This is a genomic window from Paenibacillus sp. FSL M7-0896 (assembly GCF_037975415.1).
GTDB classification, from domain to species: Bacteria; Bacillota; Bacilli; order Paenibacillales; family Paenibacillaceae; genus Paenibacillus_AQ; species Paenibacillus_AQ silagei.
Window position 1 is genome coordinate 4,908,740 of sequence record NZ_CP150250.1, and the last position, 18,714, is coordinate 4,927,453.

Sequence of the window (18,714 nt, forward strand, 5' to 3'; positions counted from 1 at the left end):
AAGCAGTTTCAAATAGAAGAGAAACTATATATTTTCAGGTATGAAATAAAGAAAAATAACTCCGTACCTAACATATAATTTCTTTTCTTTTCAAAAAGAGCCGCCTTCAAAGGAGCCCCTTGAACTCTGTCGGGGAGATCCCGACATATTTCTTGAACTGCTTGTAGAAGTATCCCATTTCCCAGTATCCCACGCTTCTTGCGATTTCATGCACCTTCAGGTTCGTCGTGCGAAGCTGTTCCTTGGCCTTATCGATCCGGTAGCGGTTCATATATTCCGCAAAGGATTCGCCGGTAGTCTTGTGAAACAGCTGTCCCAGATACACCGGATGAATGTTGAACATGAAGCCCAGCTTCTTCAGCGACAGATCCTCACTGTACGATTTCGCGATATAATTCAGCACCTGATTCACCACCGGGCTCTTCAGCTCCCGGTCCAGCATCCCAATGATGCCAGCCGAGGTCTGCCGGAGCGCAGCGGACAGTGCGGGCAGCGAATTCGCCCGGCGGATCGCCGTCAAGCCCTCGGCAATAGACTCACGCTCCGTTTCACTGCGGATATCCTTGATCAGCACCCGGAAGAACAGAATCCATTCCAGCGAGATCTCCTCCAGCATCGCTGGCGTTAACCCTTCCATACTCGGGGCCGCAAAATATAGCTCCAGCTGCTCCGACAGCCCGGCCACATTCTTGGACATAATGAGCTTGGCGTAATCGCTCCAGTCCTCAGGCAGGACCGATTGCAGATCCTCCTTCCGGTCCCTCAGCTGCTCATAATAGATAATGCTGCGCTCCGGGTGAATCTCCAGGAACTCCTGTGCCTGCTTCGCCTGCTCGTAGCTTGCGGGAGCGGCGTCTACCCCGTAGACAGGCGAGCCCACTGCTGCGCGCAGTTTCTCACCGCCGGTGCATAAGCCTGCAATCTCCTCCAGCATGAACGCCATCTCCTCCGCTCCGGCGGAGGCTTCTTCATAGTTATGTATCAGCACCAGATCATTGTCCGAATCCCAGAACATGAAGAACGAAGTCTCTGCCTCTGCCTCTGCCTCTGCCAGATCGGATACCCTCTTCCTGAAGGTATCCGTTGCCGGCTCGACCTGTAGCAGGGCAACCTGCACATAACGGCTTGTGAGCGGCAGGCCGATCAGATTCAGCCGTTCGGAGCGCTCCTGCGGATCAATCTGCCCCCGCAGCCAGCGCAGAAGCACATTATCCTTCAATACGGAATTCGTATATTCCCACCACTGCATATCCAGCCTGAAGACGTTCAGCTTCTCCACAATCGTCTCCAGCGTCTGCTGGAATTCCTCCAGATTAATCGGCTTCAGCAGATAGTTCTCGATCCCGAGCGACAGACCTTCCTTCACATACATGAATTCATCGAAGCCGCTCAGCACCACCACCTTCAGATCCGGGCGGAATTCCCGGACGGCGCGGATCAGCTCAAGGCCGGTCATCACCGGCATGGAGATATCGGTAATCAGAATATCAGCGGGAATCTCCCGCAGCTGCTCCAGCGCCTCCTGCCCGTTCTCCGCCTGCCCCGCAATCGTGAGGCCCAGCTCCTCCCAGTCCAATATATCCTGCAGGCCGCTAAGAATGAACGGCTCATCATCCACAATAAACACCTTATACATCTGCGTTCTCCTCCTTCGGCGGGTATGGAAAAGTAATCGTAACCACTGTTCCGCTGCCCTCTTCACTCTCTAGCTCTACGCCGTAAGACTTGCCGTACATCAGTCTCAGCCGCTCATGAATACTGCGCAGCCCGAACGACTCGGACCCGGACAATTCGCCGTGATCCTCCAGCACCTCGCGGAGCCGGGCCAGCCGCTCCTCCGCGATCCCTTTGCCGTTATCCGTAACAACCGCGCGGATATTCTCCGGCTCTGCTGTGATCACAATACGGATCACATTATCAGTCTGACCTGTCCGCATGCCGTGCAGAACATAGTTCTCAATGACCGGCTGCAGCGACATTTTGAGCACAGGAAGCTCTTCCAGCTCTGGACTGCATTCGATGGTGTATGCGAACCTGTCCTTATAGCGGATACGGAATAATTCCAGGTACAGACGGCAGGCCTCCAGCTCATCCTTGAACGTATATTTCTGCTTCGGACGGACATACGACTTGAACAGCATGGACAGGCTGTAGATCATTTCCCCCACATCCTTCGCCCCGCTCGAAATCGCCCGCATCCGGATAACCTCTAATGTATTATACAGAAAATGCGGATTCACCCTGGCTTCCAGCGTAGCGATCTCCGTATGCTTCTGTTTGATTTCCGCCTTATAGACCTGGTCGATATACTGGTTCAGTTCATCCAGCATGCTGTTGAAGCTTTTGGCAATCTGGCCTAATTCATCTTCCTTACCGTCCACAATCCGGGTGTTCAGATCCCCGTTCTTGACTTTGCGGGTGAAGCGGATAATGCGGTGGGTCCGTTTGGCAAAATTAGAAATGAACATCGCCGGCAGCAGCACGGCAAACAGAATACAGACGAGTGCGATGGACACAATGGTGCTCCGCGCACTGCTGTAGGTCTCGGCCAGCTCCTGCTTAGAGATCAGGCTGATCACCGTATACCCCGCCTGACTCTGCGTCAGACTCGTGACAACCATTCCCTCTATCGTAAACTCCTCGCCAGCGTTAATCTCTTGCAGCTTCGGCAGCTTCCGGCCGTACCCCTTACCTGATGAATCGAAGATGACTTCATTCTGGGCCGAGAGCACGAGGATATCGCCTTTGAAATCCTGCTTATAGTTATTCATGGCCTGCCAGATCGCCTCGGAGTCGAAGTAGACCAGCAGTTGGCCGATATTGAGCAGTGAGGACTTATTGTTGATCGGCAGCTTCACCGAGAACAGCGGGGCTGTCGGCATCCCTATACTGTTCAGCACCCAGATATTCGGAATAGAGACGACACTCTCCTCACCCAGAACCATCGAATCGGGGACGAAGGAATGCGCCGCATTGGTCGAGATTCGCTCGAACTGCCTGCGGTTGTCGTAATAATACATGACCTGCTGGTTGGCGCTGTACAGGATCAGGCTGCGGATATCGGGATCATCGTCAATCTTGTTCTGGAAATACTGGATGGCGTTCGAGGTGGACTGTTCTCCCAACAGAAAGCGGTCCAGCCGGTGCTCGATATAATCGCTTAACGGATTCTCCAGCAAGAATGTCGTATTACTGGCCAGACTTGCGTCCCTGTACACATCACGGAGCATATCCTGAACAGACTGATATTTGTTCTCCACATAATTGCTGACGCTCTCCATACTCTTGCGCTGGATATCCATCTGACGCTGCACCGCCGAATCCGAGATTAACAGCAGCACCAGATAAGAGAAGGCGATAATGGTGGCTATGAAGATACAGGACACGATCAGCGTGAAGCGCAGGAACATATTGTCTTTAAAATACTTGCGGTACAGCGAAAGGCTTCGCATCATTCACCTCCTAACATAGTTGATAGCCTTGCAGGCGCGGCTAGCCGGGATACACAAGAAGCGCTCCCCCCTGCTAATTTTGCCAGAGGGTGAGCGCTTTGTGTATGTTGTGCAGAATGGGCGGTACTTATTCCTACCCGCGCCTTACGGCGTTGGTTGGCCTTTGAGGTATACAGGCTGCGACTTATTACCGCTGTAATCCTCCATGACCACTGTAACTACTGCTGCGGTAGAGGTGAAGCTCAGCGCAGCCTTAGTCGTGCGGCCGCGGATGATCATCGGCTTCATGCCCGCAGCACCGGACAGATAGGTGACCGGGAACGACCGGTTCTGGCCGTCTTCCTTAATGTACATATACCGCCAGTCCCGGGTGCTTGGCATCGGCAGGTTCAGCGTATTTCCGTTCCAGGACCAGTTCTCTGCATAAGGCTCGGACACCTTGTCGGTGAACGTTCCGTTATAGGTTATTTTATCGGTATTTCCGGCTTGAACGGTAACCGTATACTCATCTCCGTTCACCGGCATATTCTGGAACAAGGCTGAGGTTGCCCCCTGCGGCACGGTCAATTCCTTCGATACCGGCTGCGGCGTGGTAGTCCAGTTCACCGACTTCACTGTTACCTTGATACTTCCCTGGGCTGCGGCGGGATTCGTCCACTTTACCAGGAAGTCTCCATTCGCAGCGGATTCGGCAGTCACCTTGGATACCGCAGCATTCAGGTCGAAGGACAGCGTGGCCGGATCGCCCTCAAGCCCGTCTGCGCCTACAGCCGCCACCTTCAACACGCCGGATTTGGCCGGAAGCTTCTTGATATAGAAGGTCTCATCATACTTCCCGCCCACATAGATATCATTCACGTATACATTGTATTGCTTCACCTTGGAGTAATCGGTGTCCATGCTCCACTTCACGATCATCTCATCTGTGCCGGACAGCGCCTGGGCAATGGAAAGACCAGTAGGAGCGGATGGCTTGACTGCCGAGCCGTCATGAATCCGCAGTTGGCCGATGTTCATCTGGTAATTGGCTGCTTGTGTGGCTCCAGGGGTGAACACCAGGCCGAAGGCCGCGATCTCCCGGCCGGCATAAGCACCAAGATTAAGCTCGGCTGTGGTCCAGCCCGTGGTATGCTTCCCGCTATTTGCAACAGGAACCTTCACTACCTGGGCAGGCTGGTCACGGAAGATCAGTCCGGCACTCAGGACAGAGCCATCATCGGCAGACGGCTTGTTGTAGACGATGGACAGCTTAGAACCAGCTTGTACGGCAAGATCGCTCTTATAGAGACGCAGGAAGTTCTCGCTGTTCAGATTCCCGCTCACTGCCAGCGAGCTTCCGCCGTTGTAACCGCCAAGTTGCTGGTAATTCATACGCGAATTGGCAGTCTGGTCATAACCCGGACCATAATCGAAGTCCACGTTCAGGCGGTTGCCTGTAGTATCCTGCCACCATTGCCAGGTGACCGGAACATCCTGAAGGCTCATATTGGACCACTCAGCTGCGCTGGACACCGCTCCATCCTTGTAATAGGAGAGGCCGTGGCCGGTATTGAAGCTGGTATAGAAGTTGGCATCCTTCACTACCGAGCGCTCGGCAATGACCGAAGCGATCCCCGGCCAGTAGCGGTTATCGGCATACACATCGGCCACCGTATTATTGGAAGACACGGCTGTATTCTTCGGATTTACCCGTGGTCCTGACCACCATAGCTGCTCGCGCAGGTTCGTCATCCATTGGTATTTGTTATCCGTGCGGTTCGAGACCGGCCAGGACTGATTCATATCCTCATCCAGACCAGCATGGACAAAATCCGCGCCCAGTGTCGCCAGGCTGGTCCGTGGAATTCCCCCGGCCAGCTTGCTGCTCAAGGCTGAGCCTTGCACACTCTTGAAGCGGTCGCGCCCGGCTTCCAGCCCCGCGAAGCCGGTCTCAAAGAGATTGTAGCTCGTCCCCTGGGCCGCATTGAAGGTATTCAAGTAATTCGCCGCCGAGGTAATCTGCGAGCTGCCCATACCGTAATCGAAGAAAAACGAATTCGACACCGGCTTGTTGGCCGCTTTATCGTAGAGCATGGAGATATTATTGTTATTGAAGGTTCTGGCGAAGACATTGGCTCCCGTGGCTGTATTCAGGGAATCGTACCACTGCACATACAGCCCGCCATCCTGTAGCGCTTTCATAAAAGCAATATAATCGGGAATATCCGCTGTCGCCACATTCGGATTCTGCTCCTCCTGATTCAGGAAGTACCCGTCATATCCGAAGTATTGGGCCATTTCAATCATTTTCTCAGCTACCGGGAACTTCCCGGCTGCATCCTTGACGATCATCTGCTTATAGGTCTGCTGCCCCCGGTCATTGTTCGAGAAGAACACTCCGGCCAGCGACATAACCCCATTCTTATGCGCGGCATCGGTATATGTCGGATTCGGAATGTTCAGCATACCGAACTCGAACCATTTCTGCTGCCAGTCGGACTGGGCCAGATCGTCGTAATATTCCGGCGGTGTATACGCTGTCGCTGTTCCGTGCCAGTAGGAATAATAGTCAATGTACTGCCAGAAGTTGAAGTGGTACTGGGCGAACTTGTTGGTGTACGGGGCATTCTCGATAAAAGCATTGCCATAATCGCCCGCAACATTCATCATCTGCACCGCCGGATTCAGCGCCGGATTGGCTTGAGTCTGCTGGAAAGGTGCAATCCGCTGCTGCAACGGCACCCTGGAGCGCAGCAGCGCCGCGTCCTGATCTCTCTGCGGACTCCAGTCCGCAATGTGCTGGCTGGTATAGCCGTGTACGCTGGGCTGATTCGCACCGTGTGCGCTTTCACCTTTGAACGGCCAGGTGTCTCCGGCCATGGCTGTCTGCGGCAGTAGGGTCACCAGCAGCGCTGTACCTAATACCGCTGAAGTCAGCTTACGAATTCTGTGTGTCCGGGATGTAGCTACCATTGTTCACTCTCCTCATTCTTCAGATTGATGAGAACGCATTCATAATAACTGGATGAATCTTCCTTCTGGGTAATGGTTATCAAAGTTACTATATAGCAGCACCTGCGAGGACTAATAGAAGCTAAATTAAAGATTCGCTGGTCAAATTAAAGAAAAGTTGTATTTGGTTTTTCGACTACAATCCGCCCGCGCGTCTCCGTCGCCGCCATTGTATTCGGTTTTTCGCACACATCCGACCCACTCGCACCCGCACCTGTCCAATGTGTTCGCTTTTTCGTATACATTCAGCCCGAGCGCCCCGCACCAGCACATTGTGTTCGGTATTTCGCCTACATCTGCCTCACTCGCACCCTTGCCACGCCAAAAAGCAGCCCCTCTAGGAGCTGCTTCATGGTTACCTCATATGTTACTTGCCTTCATTAATTTATCCGCCAGCTTACTCCGCATCCGGATAAGGATTGATACTCTGGATCGTGCCGTCTTCGTTGTATTTCAGCTCGGTGTATTTCACGCAGCGCTTGTGGTTGACGCCTTCCGACAGGGAGCTGTCGTGATAGAACAGATACCATTTGTCTTCCACTTGAACAATGGAGTGGTGAGTCGTCCAGCCGATGACCGGGGACAGAATCTCACCCTTGAACGTGAACGGTCCCATCGGGTTCTTGCCGATTGCATACACGAGCTTATGCGTGGTTCCTGTAGAGTAGGACAGGTAGTAATCGCCGTTATATTTGTGCATCCACGGGCCTTCAAAATATCTGCGCTCTTCATCCCCGGCCAGAATCGGATTCCCGTCTTCATCGACAATCGAGATCTCGGCTGGCTTGCCCTGGAAGGATAGCATGTCATCGCTAAGCAGCGCAACTTGCGGTCCAAGCGCCGGCTGGTCGGCAGCCGGTCCTTCCGCATCCGGCACGAAGCTGCCGGTCTGCCATTTCTCCAGCTGGCCGCCCCAGAGTCCGCCGAAGTAGATATACGCCTGGTTGTCGTCATCTACCAGCACGGCCGGGTCAATACTGAAGCTGCCTTCCATATAATTCGGCTGCGGGGAGAACGGGCCTGCGGGAGACTCCGACGTTGCTACACCAAGACGGAAGATGCCGTCATGGTCGCGGGCCGGGAAGAACAGATAGTAGGAGTTGTTCTTATATGCGGCATCTGGAGCCCAGAGCTGCTTGGAGGCCCATGGAATATCTCTCACATGCAGCGCTTCGCCGTGATCGACCACCGGAGAATCGAAGCTGTCCATCGAGAGAACATGGTAGTCTTCCATTTTATACTGGTCGCCGTTATCATTGCTCGGCTCGTCATGATCTAGATCGTGGGAAGGATAGATATAGATTTTGCCTTCATAGACATGGGCGGACGGGTCCGCTGTATAGATGTGAGTTACGATCGGTTGGTTAGGCTTAGGGGGTTGTTGCTGATTCATAAGGCATCTCCTTTGATATTGGAATAATAGAATCCTTCATAGTAAGCAGGGCTGGCATTCTCTGTACCGTTGCCCGAGGCATGTACGCCGAGGCAGACACCGGTGAAGCCGCCGTTGACCTCCGGGGACAGGACCGATACATGAACCGTCTCCGGGACTTCATGCCAGGACACCCCATCTGCCGAATAGGAGCAGTGGTAGGAATGGCCGTCGCAGCGGAGGCGAAGCTGAACGGCACCTTCACCGTTTACCTCATACTGGTGAACCTGCCGCTCCTCACCGTTCTTCACTACAAGCTCCATCACCCGGCGGCCGCTGCGGCAAGTAAGTCCCCAGAAAAGATATCCACGGTTGTTAAGCCGCGCAGCCAGTCCGGCATGCTCGCCTTCGGTCACCGGCGTGAAGTCAAGGCTGACGCCCAGCGCCATCCGGTGATGCTGCTGGCGGAGGCACGCGAACACGGCGGGCGCTTCATCGTCCAGCGTGTAGGCATTCCCGCGCACGGTCAAACTGCCTTCGCGCTCGGTCCAGGAATACCGTTCCGCTTCATAAGCGCGGAGGAAGGCCCACTCCGGCCCGAAGCCGTCCTCTGGCGTAAAGCGCCGCACCTGTTCCTCCAGGCTGGACTCGTCCGCGGCTACAACGGTGCCTTCATTATTGTCAATCATCGGCCAGCCGTCCTCCGTCCAGGTGACCGGAGCTAGGAAGGTCTCCCGGCCCAGCGGGGAATACCGGCCTTCCACGGGACGCATGCCCAGGAAGACCGCCCACCACTGACCGGATGTATCCTCCACGAGATCGGCATGTCCAAGGCATTGTACCGGGTGGTCCTTCAGTCCCCGGTGGGTCAGGATAGGCTCCGGCTTGTCCTCGAACGGGCCGTAAGGACTGCTGCTGCGGGCAATAATCTCCCGGTGATCACCCGCCGTGCCGCCGGAGGCGGTCATCAGGTAGTAGACGCCCTTGATCTTGTACAGATGCGGGCCTTCGACCCACGGGCCGTCATCTCCGCTCCAGATGTTGACCGGCTCCGACAGCACTTCGCCGGACAACGGATCAATCTCATACTGGATAATATGCGACTCATAGCCTGCACCGTTCTGCACCGTAACATAGGCGCGCCCGTCATCATCGAAGAACAGGGACGGATCAATGCCCCCGTGCGGCAGCAGAATCGGATCAGACCAGGGACCCTCGGGCTTGTCCGCAGTCACATAGAAATTGCCGATGCCCCGTACATCGGTGGTAATCATGTAGAATCGTTCGGCATGATAGCGGATGGTGGCGGCGTAGATACCGGACGAACTCTTGGTGGTCCGCAGATCCAGCTGGGACTGGCGGGTCAGCACATGCCCTATCGGGGTCCAGTCGATCAGGTCCCTGCTATGGAAGATAGGCACACCCGGAAAATATTCAAAGGTACTGTTAATCAGATAGAAATCTTCATTCACACGGACCACACTGGGGTCCGGATAATACCCGGCAATTACGGGATTCCGCACATTCATGGAATGCATCATACCCTCCTCTGGAATGAAAGCAAGCGTTTACAATCGCTAGTGTTATTTTACAAGCCCGAAATGAACTTTCCTATGCGCAGACTAAAGAACTTCCCCCGAAAAAATGTGCAATTTCCGCCTACAACCGATTGTACTGGAAAAACACACCGGTTGCTCGCCATTTTGCTTGGGTTAATGGTCATTTTTTGCGGAGTTTAACGGCTACCCTGTAGTGGTCTCAAAAGTTAACAAAAAGCCGTCCCCCAACCATAATCTGGCTGAGGGACGACCCTGATCTTGCTTATACAATGGTTATGTGATGCTTATACTTACGGATTAATCAGATTCGATTGAATCAGTAATCTTCGGATGGCAGCCGACGCCTCGGCGCGGGTAATATTCTCGTTCGGCGCAAGACGCTGTTCGTCTCTGCCCAGAATAATACCAGCTGCCAGATTCTGCTTCACATTAGCAATCGCCCATTTGGCTACCGAAGCGGAATCTGCGAAGGACTTCAGCAGTTGCTGAGTCTGCTCTTCGCTGCGCGAAGACTTCAGTTCTGTGATGCTCAAGGCTCTGCTGACAATTGCCATGGCCTCCTGTCTGGAGATATTGTTGTCCGGTCTGAAGGTTCCGTCAGGATAACCGGTGATCAGGCCGTTCTCGATGGCAACCTGAAGCTCCAGCCCGTACCATCCGCCTGCGGAGACATCGCTGAACGTAACAGGCTGCTCCCCATGGGTGACAATGCCGAGCGCTCTTGCCAGCATGGCAGTGAATTCAGCCCGTGTGATCGCCCGCTGCGGTTCAAAGACCGCTTCCTTCGTGCCGCTTACCACCAGTCTTGAGCCCATGTCATTGACATCCGGCTTACCCCAGTGCTTCGCTACATCCGGGAATTCCAGCGGATTCCAGATTAAGCCGAATTCTCCGCTCTCCAGGCTGTTGATCGTAGCGTAGTAACGTCCGTCTTTAACGGTTACATATGTCGGCTGATGATAGATTGCACCATCCCGGTATAATACGCCAGTGGTAATCTTCATATCTGCCGGTACTTCAAGCGTGTACTTCGCCCAGCCGTGGCTGGTTACCTGTACCGTCTGTCCCTGATACTTCGCCTTAATAGAGAAGTTCACCAGAGTGTTACCAGGCTGTACCTTCTGCTTCGCGGCCGCAAGCTTGAAGGCTTCCAGGCTGTCAGAAGAGGATGCTGCCAGCTCAGCTGTGATGACAATGCCACCCAGATTGTCATTCTTCAGTCCAAACTGCTTGCTGAGCGCTGCCAGATCGATAGCAGCTGCGTCAAGCTTAATCGTGCCCAGCTTCGACTCGATCACAATTTCACTGCCCTTATTCTGCAATTCCTTCACTTGATCTGCGGTCAGCTCTACACTGGCCGAAGGAACTGTCTCGCCTTTTACCCCAGGGACAGTTGCAGGTGCAGTTGTAGGTGCGGGTTCAGTTTCTTTAACAGGCTCCGCAGCCTTATCTGTAATCCGTACAATCTGGAAGGTACTGAATTTGTTAATCTGAATCTCCAGCGCTACAGGCTCGCCGCCCCGATTATACACAATTTCTGGCGTGTAGATTGTAATCTCGCCATCGCTGTGTTCAACGTACACCCGCAAGCTGTCCAGGAAGGCGTCGCGCACCCCGGAGCTTTGCAACGGAATCTGATCCGCGAACTCTGACAACGGAAGCTGAATCCGCGTATTGATCTTGTCATAGTTAGTCTCAATCTCCCGTGGTGACCCAAGATTCTGAAGTGTCTTGTCACTGGCCAGTGACAGCTTGGAAGAACCGTTCAGGATCGCGTTGCTCTGGACGTTCGCCTTCGCCTGCGGGTCCTTCACCGGTACAATCCGGAAATACAGGTCGGTAGCACTCGCATCAAGCTGTGCCAGGCTGGCTGCATCCAGATGGATCGAGCCGAGTGCAGTTACAATATCCAGTGAAGCCTTGCGCCCGGCAAGAATCGAAACGGCCGTTGATGGAATTTCAACTGCAATTTCATCCGCGCGCGCAGACAGATCATCCACATGGGTGATGGTTACACTCCGGTTGGCTGTATCCGGGTCATTCGGGTTCACGCCTTCCACAAGGTTATACACTTCGTTCTCATCAATCACAATGGTGTCAATCTTCGTTCCGTTAGACAGGTTCGTTCTTAGAATGGTCACGCCCTGCTCCAGCGGCTTGCCGTCATTAGAGGTAGACAGTCCGGCTGTTCTGGACGTTGCTTCACGAACGGCACCTTCCTTGACTACGCCTTTCGCCTTCACAATCAGCAGGTATTGCTTCACTGCACTCTTACCGTTCCGGGTGAAGGTAGCGGTCAGAATAACATTCGTATCCTGGACCGGAGGAGTTACATTTCCCTTGGCCTGGTCCGCATCCTGCTGGACGGCGATTACCGGAGTTTCACTGGAGGTCCAGGTGATCTTCGTATCGTATTTACCGGTCTGAAGCAACAGGAAGGCTTCAGTGACACTCTCCCAGGTATCACCAGGCGCGAAAGTGGCCGCCGTGTTGATTCCGGTGCTTCTTGCCGCATCCTCTGCGGCTTCCTGGTCGCTGAGCTTTTTGACAACAATTGTAAAGGTTTTGACCAGCATCTCGCCCGGACGGTCAGGGTCTGCCAGCTTCACAGTAAGTTCTACCGTCACATCCTGTTCATCTGGTCCCGGCCGCTTGATCCGTCCGGTATTCGTGAGAACATCCGGGTTACTGGAGGTCCAGGTCAGTACAGATCCGGTCTCTCCTGTCTTCGGCAGGAACAGATTCCGGGTCACCGACTCCTCTGAATCTCCCGGAGCATAGGTCACTTGAATATTCAATTCATCCTGAGGAAGATCGACCGTAGCCGTTCCTTTGACCGTAATATAGAAGTCCTGCTCCCGGAAGAAGCCTTCCTTGGTCACACGAGCTGTCAATCTTACCACCGTATCCTTCAGCGGACGCTGAACCTCACCGGTGATGCTGACAATATCGCTGCGGTGGCTCGTCCATACTACATCGGAATCATAGTAGCCCTTGGAGATCAACTCGACATTCTGCGTTACACTCTTGGCCGAATCTTGCCCCTGATAACCGATTCTCAGCAGTCTCATAGCTTCATCAAGCTGTTCATCGATGCTCTCACGCTTGGCCTTAACGGTCACTACGAACTCTTTCTGATAAGTCACACTGCCCTTGGTCACCGTTGCTGTCAGGGTAACCTTCTGGTCTCCATCTGCATAAGCGGGGCGCTTCACAACACCCTCCGGAGTAATAACTGATTCCTGGGAGGAGGTCCAGGTGATCGTGCTGCCGCTGGTACTTTCGGTAATCAAGTCAAGATCCGTCAGGACCTGCTCCTGCTCCTCGTTATCTTCCCGAATCATGTCCCAGTCCAGCTTGGCCAAGGTCTCATTTACAGATTCTTCATCTGTCATTGGACGCTTGATGACCGTAAGCACGAATTCTTTGGTCAGCACGCTGTCTCCCTTACGGATGACCGCTGTTAAGGTTACCGGCTTGTCCCCCTTTGAAAAGGAAGGTGGTGTTACCGTTCCGTCAGTGGCAATCACCTCTTCATCGGAAGAGGTCCAGGTGATCGTGCTGCCATTCGTCCCATTCTTCGGCAAATACACCGCAGAGGTTACGGATTCCTGCTTCACATTCTCCTCGCGGATCGTATTCCAGGTAAGCAGGTAAGTATCTTCGGTTACCGATTGTTTGTCGGTGCCGGCCTGCTTTTTGACAATCAGCTCGAAGGTCTTCGTTAGCTCGGATGCCCCATTCTTCAGCACCGCTGTCAATGTAACCGGCTGATCGCCTGTATTGAACGGCGGTCTTGTCACCGTCCCGTCTGTGGTAACGACCGTTCCATTGGTGGAGGTCCAGGTAATCGTGCTGCCGCCCGCTCCTTTTAGGGGTAAATCTAATCCGCTCAGCACAGAGCTCTGCAGGGTATTGTCCTTGCGGATCAACTCCCAGGTTAAGGCTTCCATATCGCGTTTCACCAACACACCAGCACCCGGTAACTGCAGATCAACGTTATTGGAGGTCACAGGCTTAACCCCGTCTACAATAATAGAAGGATCAACTGTGACTGAAGCAAAGGCAGAAGCCTCGTACTTTCCAGCCGCCTGACCGGTGAAATGAATCTCAAGTACCGTGCCGCTAACCCGCACCACGCTGAAGCTTAAGCCTTCAGGCATATTATTGACGTTTACGCCGCCTTCGACCTCTTCAGTAAATAATCCATTACGCAGAGTCACCGTCAACGTCTCTGCCGCTGAGCCGTCACCCGCATCGTGGATTACATCAGGAGACGCGGCAATCACTGCCGGAGGAGAGCGGAACAGAATAGCGAAGGTCCCCGACGGAATGCCTGCTAGCGTAACCGCTGCCCGGTTCACACTGTCAGCAGTCTTATGGCTGGCAGCCTGGCCGGTAATGGCCACCGTAATCTGGTTCGGAGAATCCACGGTAATCTTGCCCGGCGTAAGGCCCGGCGGCCAATTCACCGCTTCGATGGCATCCATAACCGACTCATCGAAAGAACCGTTCTTCAGTTCAAGAACAAGCACATCCCCGATCGTGCCATCATTCAGATCCGATTCATAGAGCTGCGGTGTCTTGACCACCAGATAAGGCTCTTTGTCCAAGAAATCGAATTTGAAGGTGTTCGTGCTTAAGTCCGCCGGGCTTCCGGCAAGCTTGCCGGAAGCTACGGTTACATAAGCTCCGTAGACATCGCTGGTCACCGTAGCTGCACCGGTGAACTGAAGCGTGAGCTCTGTGTCGGATACTCTTGTCACGCTAGTGCCAAGACCGGCTGGCAGACCATGCACCTGCACATCGGCTGCATCAATCGTTTCATTGAATTTGCCGCCAGTAATCGTCACGCCAAGCGTCTCAGTGATTTCACCCGAGCCATAGACCGCTTCGGATACAATCCCTTTATTCAGGCTAAGCGCCGCAGGATCTCTGAACGTTACACTGAAGGTCTTGGTCGTCAGACCGGAGGAGATCCCCAGCAGATTCTCCTTATCGACCGTAACGGACAGGTTCTTCGTTGTCGCATCCTTGCCGTGATCAACCGCCGCACCAGTCAGTGTGAAGTTAAGCTCCGTATCACTCAGCCGGGTTACTGCGAAATCAAGTCCTTCCGGCAGATTGTTGATACGGATATGGCTTGGATCAATAGATTCAGCAAGGGTCGCACCGACTATTTTCACCTTCTGGTTGCCGGTAACGGTTCCATCATTCGCCTTGGCTTCCACCAGCTCGGTGCTGGCACCTTCATCCAGCTCAATGTCAGAGATGACTTCACTGAAATCCCTCTCATCGAGACTCGTGTAATAGGTGAATTTCTTGCTTGCGTTCGGAGCCAGCGTACCAGAATCCCAGGTCATGGTAATCCCTGCATCAGCCTTGACTTCCACGTTCTTCGCCTTCGGACTGTTGTAAGCTTCCAGCGCATAAGGGTTAGTATTGGTAAACCCGAAGACGGAAGCCTTCGCCCGTTGATCACTGGAATAGAAGAAGATTGGGGCTCTTGAATTAAAGGCCTTGTACAGCGGATCATTATCAGCAATAGTACTCGCCTTCACGACTGCAGCACGATCTTCCTCAATGGTGTGGGTCACAATATTAGAGGTGACATATGCCCCTCCTTGATCCACCGTATTATCCGGGTCCATTGAGCGCATATACCGCGCCCCGTCCCAATTCTTATCTGTAAGATTGGTAATAGTCACATCATTGCGGTAGAATTTCTGGTTCTCCCCAAAGCTGATCACCTGCTTAATCTCCATAGTGTCAGTCCATGTAGATACCGTAGTCGCACTCAGAATTCCTTTATCCGTCTGCGAGGTATTTACAACGGTGGTCGGCATATCCATCGAGTGCATCTGCGCTGAATTGGACTTCGCATATGTATTTCCGGCGATCTGGTATCCTACCGCGAACCGTTCTTCAGGGGTACCCGGCAAATAATAATCGACTGGCAGATCTTTGCCTGTTCCATATCCGTCATGATCCGCACTCATTCCCAGATAAGGTCTGGAATTCGTTCCACGGAAATTAGCGGGCTTACTGCCCATCGTACCGAAATTCCCCCAGTTGCTTATCCCCAGTTCAATGAATTTGCCTCCCAGGAAAAGCTCTGTTCCGCCTTCCCCGCCATAGGCAGCCCTTGCTCCCCAATCTGCTGAATCTGCATGTACAGCCAGGGGCGCTGGAAACATAGACAGGATCATTGTGGGCACCATTAGCAGTGCGAGCAGCTTCTTACGCTTCATTGTCTCACTCCATTCTTCATCATTGAAATGCAAGCCTATCCCTAATAAAAGCAAATCATTCTCACAAAATTCTCACAAATAATCGAAAATTGTCGACAATTCCTACAAAAAGTCATAAAAAAGAAGCAGAACGCACGTTTATACGTGAACGCCCTGCCTTATGGTGCTTCATATTCAGCTATTTCAGGAATGCTCCCTCGCCTGCCTGTGCCTGACCGTTCACCGCCTAACCCTTCTGGCAAAATCCACAAACTGAAATTTGTCCAGCCGGTGCCGGGACTCGGTATATTGGAACAGCACGGTATTCTCAAGATACACATAGTTGCGCACTACGACAATATGCGTATATTGCTTCAGGTCCAGCAGGCGCTGATCCTCCCCGGTTGAGGGCTCAACGGAAATCAGCTTTTTGGCATAACTGATCTTAAGACCCAGCTCAGACTCCAGGTATTCATAAATAGAGCCTTCTGCAATCTCCTTGCTCAGAAATGGGACGATATCTGAGCGGAAATAGTCCTTGTCCAGAATAATCCGTTCGGCTTCAATCTCTCTGGCGCGGATCACCTTCCATACCGGCGTCTCTTCAGTAATGTGCAGTTGCCGGGCCAGCAGAGAGCCTGCCGGCTCCAGGACCGTCTCCTCTACCAGTGTCCGCGAGGTAACCCCGAGCGTCCCTGTCAGCTCCTGGAATGAGATCAGTCCGGTTACGGGAAAATCCATCCGCGTCATATCCAGCACAAAGGAGCCCCTGCCTTTGATTTTGTTGATATAGCCCTCACGGAACAGGAGATTCAGCGCCTTGCGCACCGTCTCCCGCGAAGTCTGGTAAGCCTCCGCCAGCTCACTCTCGGAGGGCAGCTTGCTTCCGGGCGCAAGCTGGCCGGAATGAATACGGTTGCTATATTCCGTATAGATCTGCAAAAATATATTCTCTCTCATCGATCATCACCGCCCTATATTGTAACATGCCCTGGCTGCAGGACAGAGTATATAATTCTATAATTGTAGAAAAACAGCCCCGCAGGGCTGTCCTCCATTCCTTATATTGTATGCCTGATCCGCTCAGATCAACCCTTCAGATGAACCGTCAGAATACTTGTCTGCTTCGCCGTTGCCGGTCCGGTCTTCTCCTCAATCCGCTCCACCATATCCTGCCCTGCGGGGATAATGATTGGAGTGATTAATGGATACCCTGCGGCGCGGATGGCCTCCATATCGAATTCCAGCAAAAGCTCGCCTGCCTTCACTTTATCGCCGATATTGGCACGTGTGGTGAAGCCGCTGCCCTTGAGCGACACGGTGTTGATCCCGACATGGATCAGCACCTGGACTCCGCTGGCATGCTCCAGAATCAGCGCATGCTTGCTCTTAATCACATGGGCCACTGTAGCATCAAACGGAGCATACACCTTACCCTCGGCGGGTTCAATGGCAATCCCTTCACCCATCTGCTTCTCGGCAAATGCAGGATCAGGAACCTGCGCAAGCGGCACTGCCGTTCCGCTGAGCGGCGACGCCAGCTCCAGAATATTTACGGGCTCCTGCTCCTGCGAGCCTTGAACCGAGCTGCGGCTGTTCAGTTCCCCGCTTTTGGACGCAGGCTTAGCATCCGTCAGATCTGTTGCCTCTGACGGGCTTTTCGCTGCACGCTGCACAACTGCCCGGCCATACAGCACCGTGGCAACAAACGGCACAATCAGTACGATCGCCATCCCGATGAAGAATACGCCCCACTGGTTAGGGAAGATCGACAGGAAGCCGGGAATCCCTCCTACCCCAATGGAAGTGGCCCGGACCTGATTCACGGTCAGCAGCACTCCGGCCATCGCGGAGCCGATCATTCCGAAGATGAACGGATAGCGGTAGCGGATATTCACCCCGAAGATCGCCGGCTCGGTGACTCCAAGGAAAGCCGAGACGGAGGAGGTAACAGCCAGCCCCTTCGTCTTCTGTTCTCTAATCACGAACATCATAGCCAGTGCGGCCGCACCCTGGGCAATGTTGGAGAGCGCCAGCATCGGCCAGAGGAACGTGCCTCCTTCGCTGCCGATTAGCTGAACATCCACGGCCAGGAAGGTGTGATGCATGCCCGTAATGACCAGCAGCGAATAGAATCCGCCGTAGATTAAGCCGCCGAGGATGGCGAAATGATCGAAAATATAGATCAGCCCGGAGGTAATGGCATTCGCAATGCCGAACGTAACCGGTCCGATGATGGTGAAGGCCAGGAACCCTGTAATCAGCAGAGTCACGGGTGCGACCACGAGCAATTTGATCGAATCATGGACCCGCTTATCCAGAAATTTCTCAATGCTGGCCAGAATATAGGCCGATACCAGGACCGGCAGGACCTGCCCTTGATAACCGATCCGCTCCAGATGCCAGCCGAACAGATTCCAGGTTGGAACCGTCCCTTCCGTAGAAGCGTTGGCATAGCTGTAAGCACTTAATAAGTCTGGATGAACCAGAATCAGACCCAGCACAATCCCGAGCAGCGGACTGCCCCCGAAGCGGGTCACGGCCGCCCAGCCGATCAGAGCCGGCAAGAAGGTAAACGCCGTACTGGCAATCGTATTGATAATCGCCGCAATATCCTTCCACTGCGGATAGACATCCACCAGTGACTGGCTGAAGAAGATCCCAGGGCCGGTCAGCAGGTTATTGATCCCCAGCAACAGACCCGCAGTTACGATGGCCGGAAGAATGGGAATAAAAATATCGGCCAGCGTCTTGATCGCCCGCTGAAGCGGGTTCTGCTTGCGGGCAGCGGCTGATTTCACCTCATCTTTGGAGGAACGCGCACCGCCGGTCAGCTGAATCATCTCATCATAGACTTTATCTACTGTTCCCGGTCCGATAACAATCTGGAATTGTCCCTGGGAAGAGAATTGTCCCTTCACAAGGTCGTTGCGGTCCAGCGCCGCCGAATCCACCTTGCTCTCGTCATAGAGTGAGAACCTCAGCCGGGTAACACAATGCGTTGCAACCTCAATATTTTCCTTGCCTCCAACCGCCCGGACGATATCTTCAACATTTTTGCGGTCTATAGCCATATTGTCACTCCTCGCGTAGTTGATGAATGCTTACCA

8 protein-coding genes are annotated in these 18,714 nt (G+C 53.5%); all 8 read right to left on the bottom strand.

The genetic code is table 11. The annotated features are described in order from the left end of the window. Window positions 1-106 precede the first annotated feature (106 nt). The 8 genes from MKY12_RS21215 to treP all read right to left on the bottom strand — a co-directional run bounded on the left by MKY12_RS21215 (window position 107) and on the right by treP (window position 18,678). Window positions 107-1,636: a response regulator transcription factor gene (locus tag MKY12_RS21215; RefSeq protein WP_339310656.1), complete on the bottom strand. Its 1,530-nt coding sequence runs from the start codon at window positions 1,634-1,636 to the stop codon at window positions 107-109. After that, complete coding sequence (locus tag MKY12_RS21220; protein ID WP_339310658.1) at window positions 1,629-3,452, bottom strand: sensor histidine kinase; 1,824 nt, start codon at window positions 3,450-3,452, stop codon at window positions 1,629-1,631. Before MKY12_RS21220 ends, MKY12_RS21215 begins: the two co-directional genes overlap by 8 nt. 144 nt (window positions 3,453-3,596) lie before the next feature. Beyond that, entirely contained in the window at window positions 3,597-6,404 is a 2,808-nt protein-coding gene (locus MKY12_RS21225) for a hypothetical protein (protein ID WP_339310659.1), read from the bottom strand. Between the two features lie 436 nt (window positions 6,405-6,840). After that, entirely contained in the window at window positions 6,841-7,836 is a 996-nt protein-coding gene (locus tag MKY12_RS21230; RefSeq protein ID WP_339310661.1) for a glycoside hydrolase family 43 protein, read from the bottom strand. Continuing rightward, entirely contained in the window at window positions 7,833-9,356 is a 1,524-nt protein-coding gene (locus tag MKY12_RS21235) for a glycoside hydrolase family 43 protein (protein ID WP_339310663.1), read from the bottom strand. Before MKY12_RS21235 ends, MKY12_RS21230 begins: the two co-directional genes overlap by 4 nt. Window positions 9,357-9,664: 308 nt before the next feature. Next, entirely contained in the window at window positions 9,665-15,625 is a 5,961-nt protein-coding gene (locus tag MKY12_RS21240) for an S-layer homology domain-containing protein (protein ID WP_339249845.1), read from the bottom strand. 219 nt (window positions 15,626-15,844) lie between these two features. Then, window positions 15,845-16,564 carry a trehalose operon repressor gene (gene treR / locus MKY12_RS21245; RefSeq protein WP_036731551.1) on the bottom strand — a complete coding sequence of 240 codons (720 nt, stop codon included), beginning with the start codon at window positions 16,562-16,564 and terminating at the stop codon, window positions 15,845-15,847. A 128-nt stretch (window positions 16,565-16,692) separates the two neighbouring features. After that, a complete protein-coding gene (treP, locus tag MKY12_RS21250; RefSeq protein ID WP_036731549.1) occupies window positions 16,693-18,678 on the bottom strand; it encodes a PTS system trehalose-specific EIIBC component in 1,986 nt (661 codons plus the stop codon). Between the last annotated feature and the right edge of the window lie 36 nt (window positions 18,679-18,714).

Coding starts and splice junctions, on each gene's coding strand:
- MKY12_RS21235 (WP_339310663.1), bottom strand. CDS start 9,356: ATGATGCATTCCATGAATGTGCGGAATCCCGTAATTGCCGGGTATTAT.
- treR (WP_036731551.1), bottom strand. CDS start 16,564: ATGAGAGAGAATATATTTTTGCAGATCTATACGGAATATAGCAACCGT.
- MKY12_RS21215 (WP_339310656.1), bottom strand. CDS start 1,636: ATGTATAAGGTGTTTATTGTGGATGATGAGCCGTTCATTCTTAGCGGC.
- MKY12_RS21240 (WP_339249845.1), bottom strand. CDS start 15,625: ATGAAGCGTAAGAAGCTGCTCGCACTGCTAATGGTGCCCACAATGATC.
- MKY12_RS21225 (WP_339310659.1), bottom strand. CDS start 6,404: ATGGTAGCTACATCCCGGACACACAGAATTCGTAAGCTGACTTCAGCG.
- treP (WP_036731549.1), bottom strand. CDS start 18,678: ATGGCTATAGACCGCAAAAATGTTGAAGATATCGTCCGGGCGGTTGGA.
- MKY12_RS21220 (WP_339310658.1), bottom strand. CDS start 3,452: ATGCGAAGCCTTTCGCTGTACCGCAAGTATTTTAAAGACAATATGTTC.
- MKY12_RS21230 (WP_339310661.1), bottom strand. CDS start 7,836: ATGAATCAGCAACAACCCCCTAAGCCTAACCAACCGATCGTAACTCAC.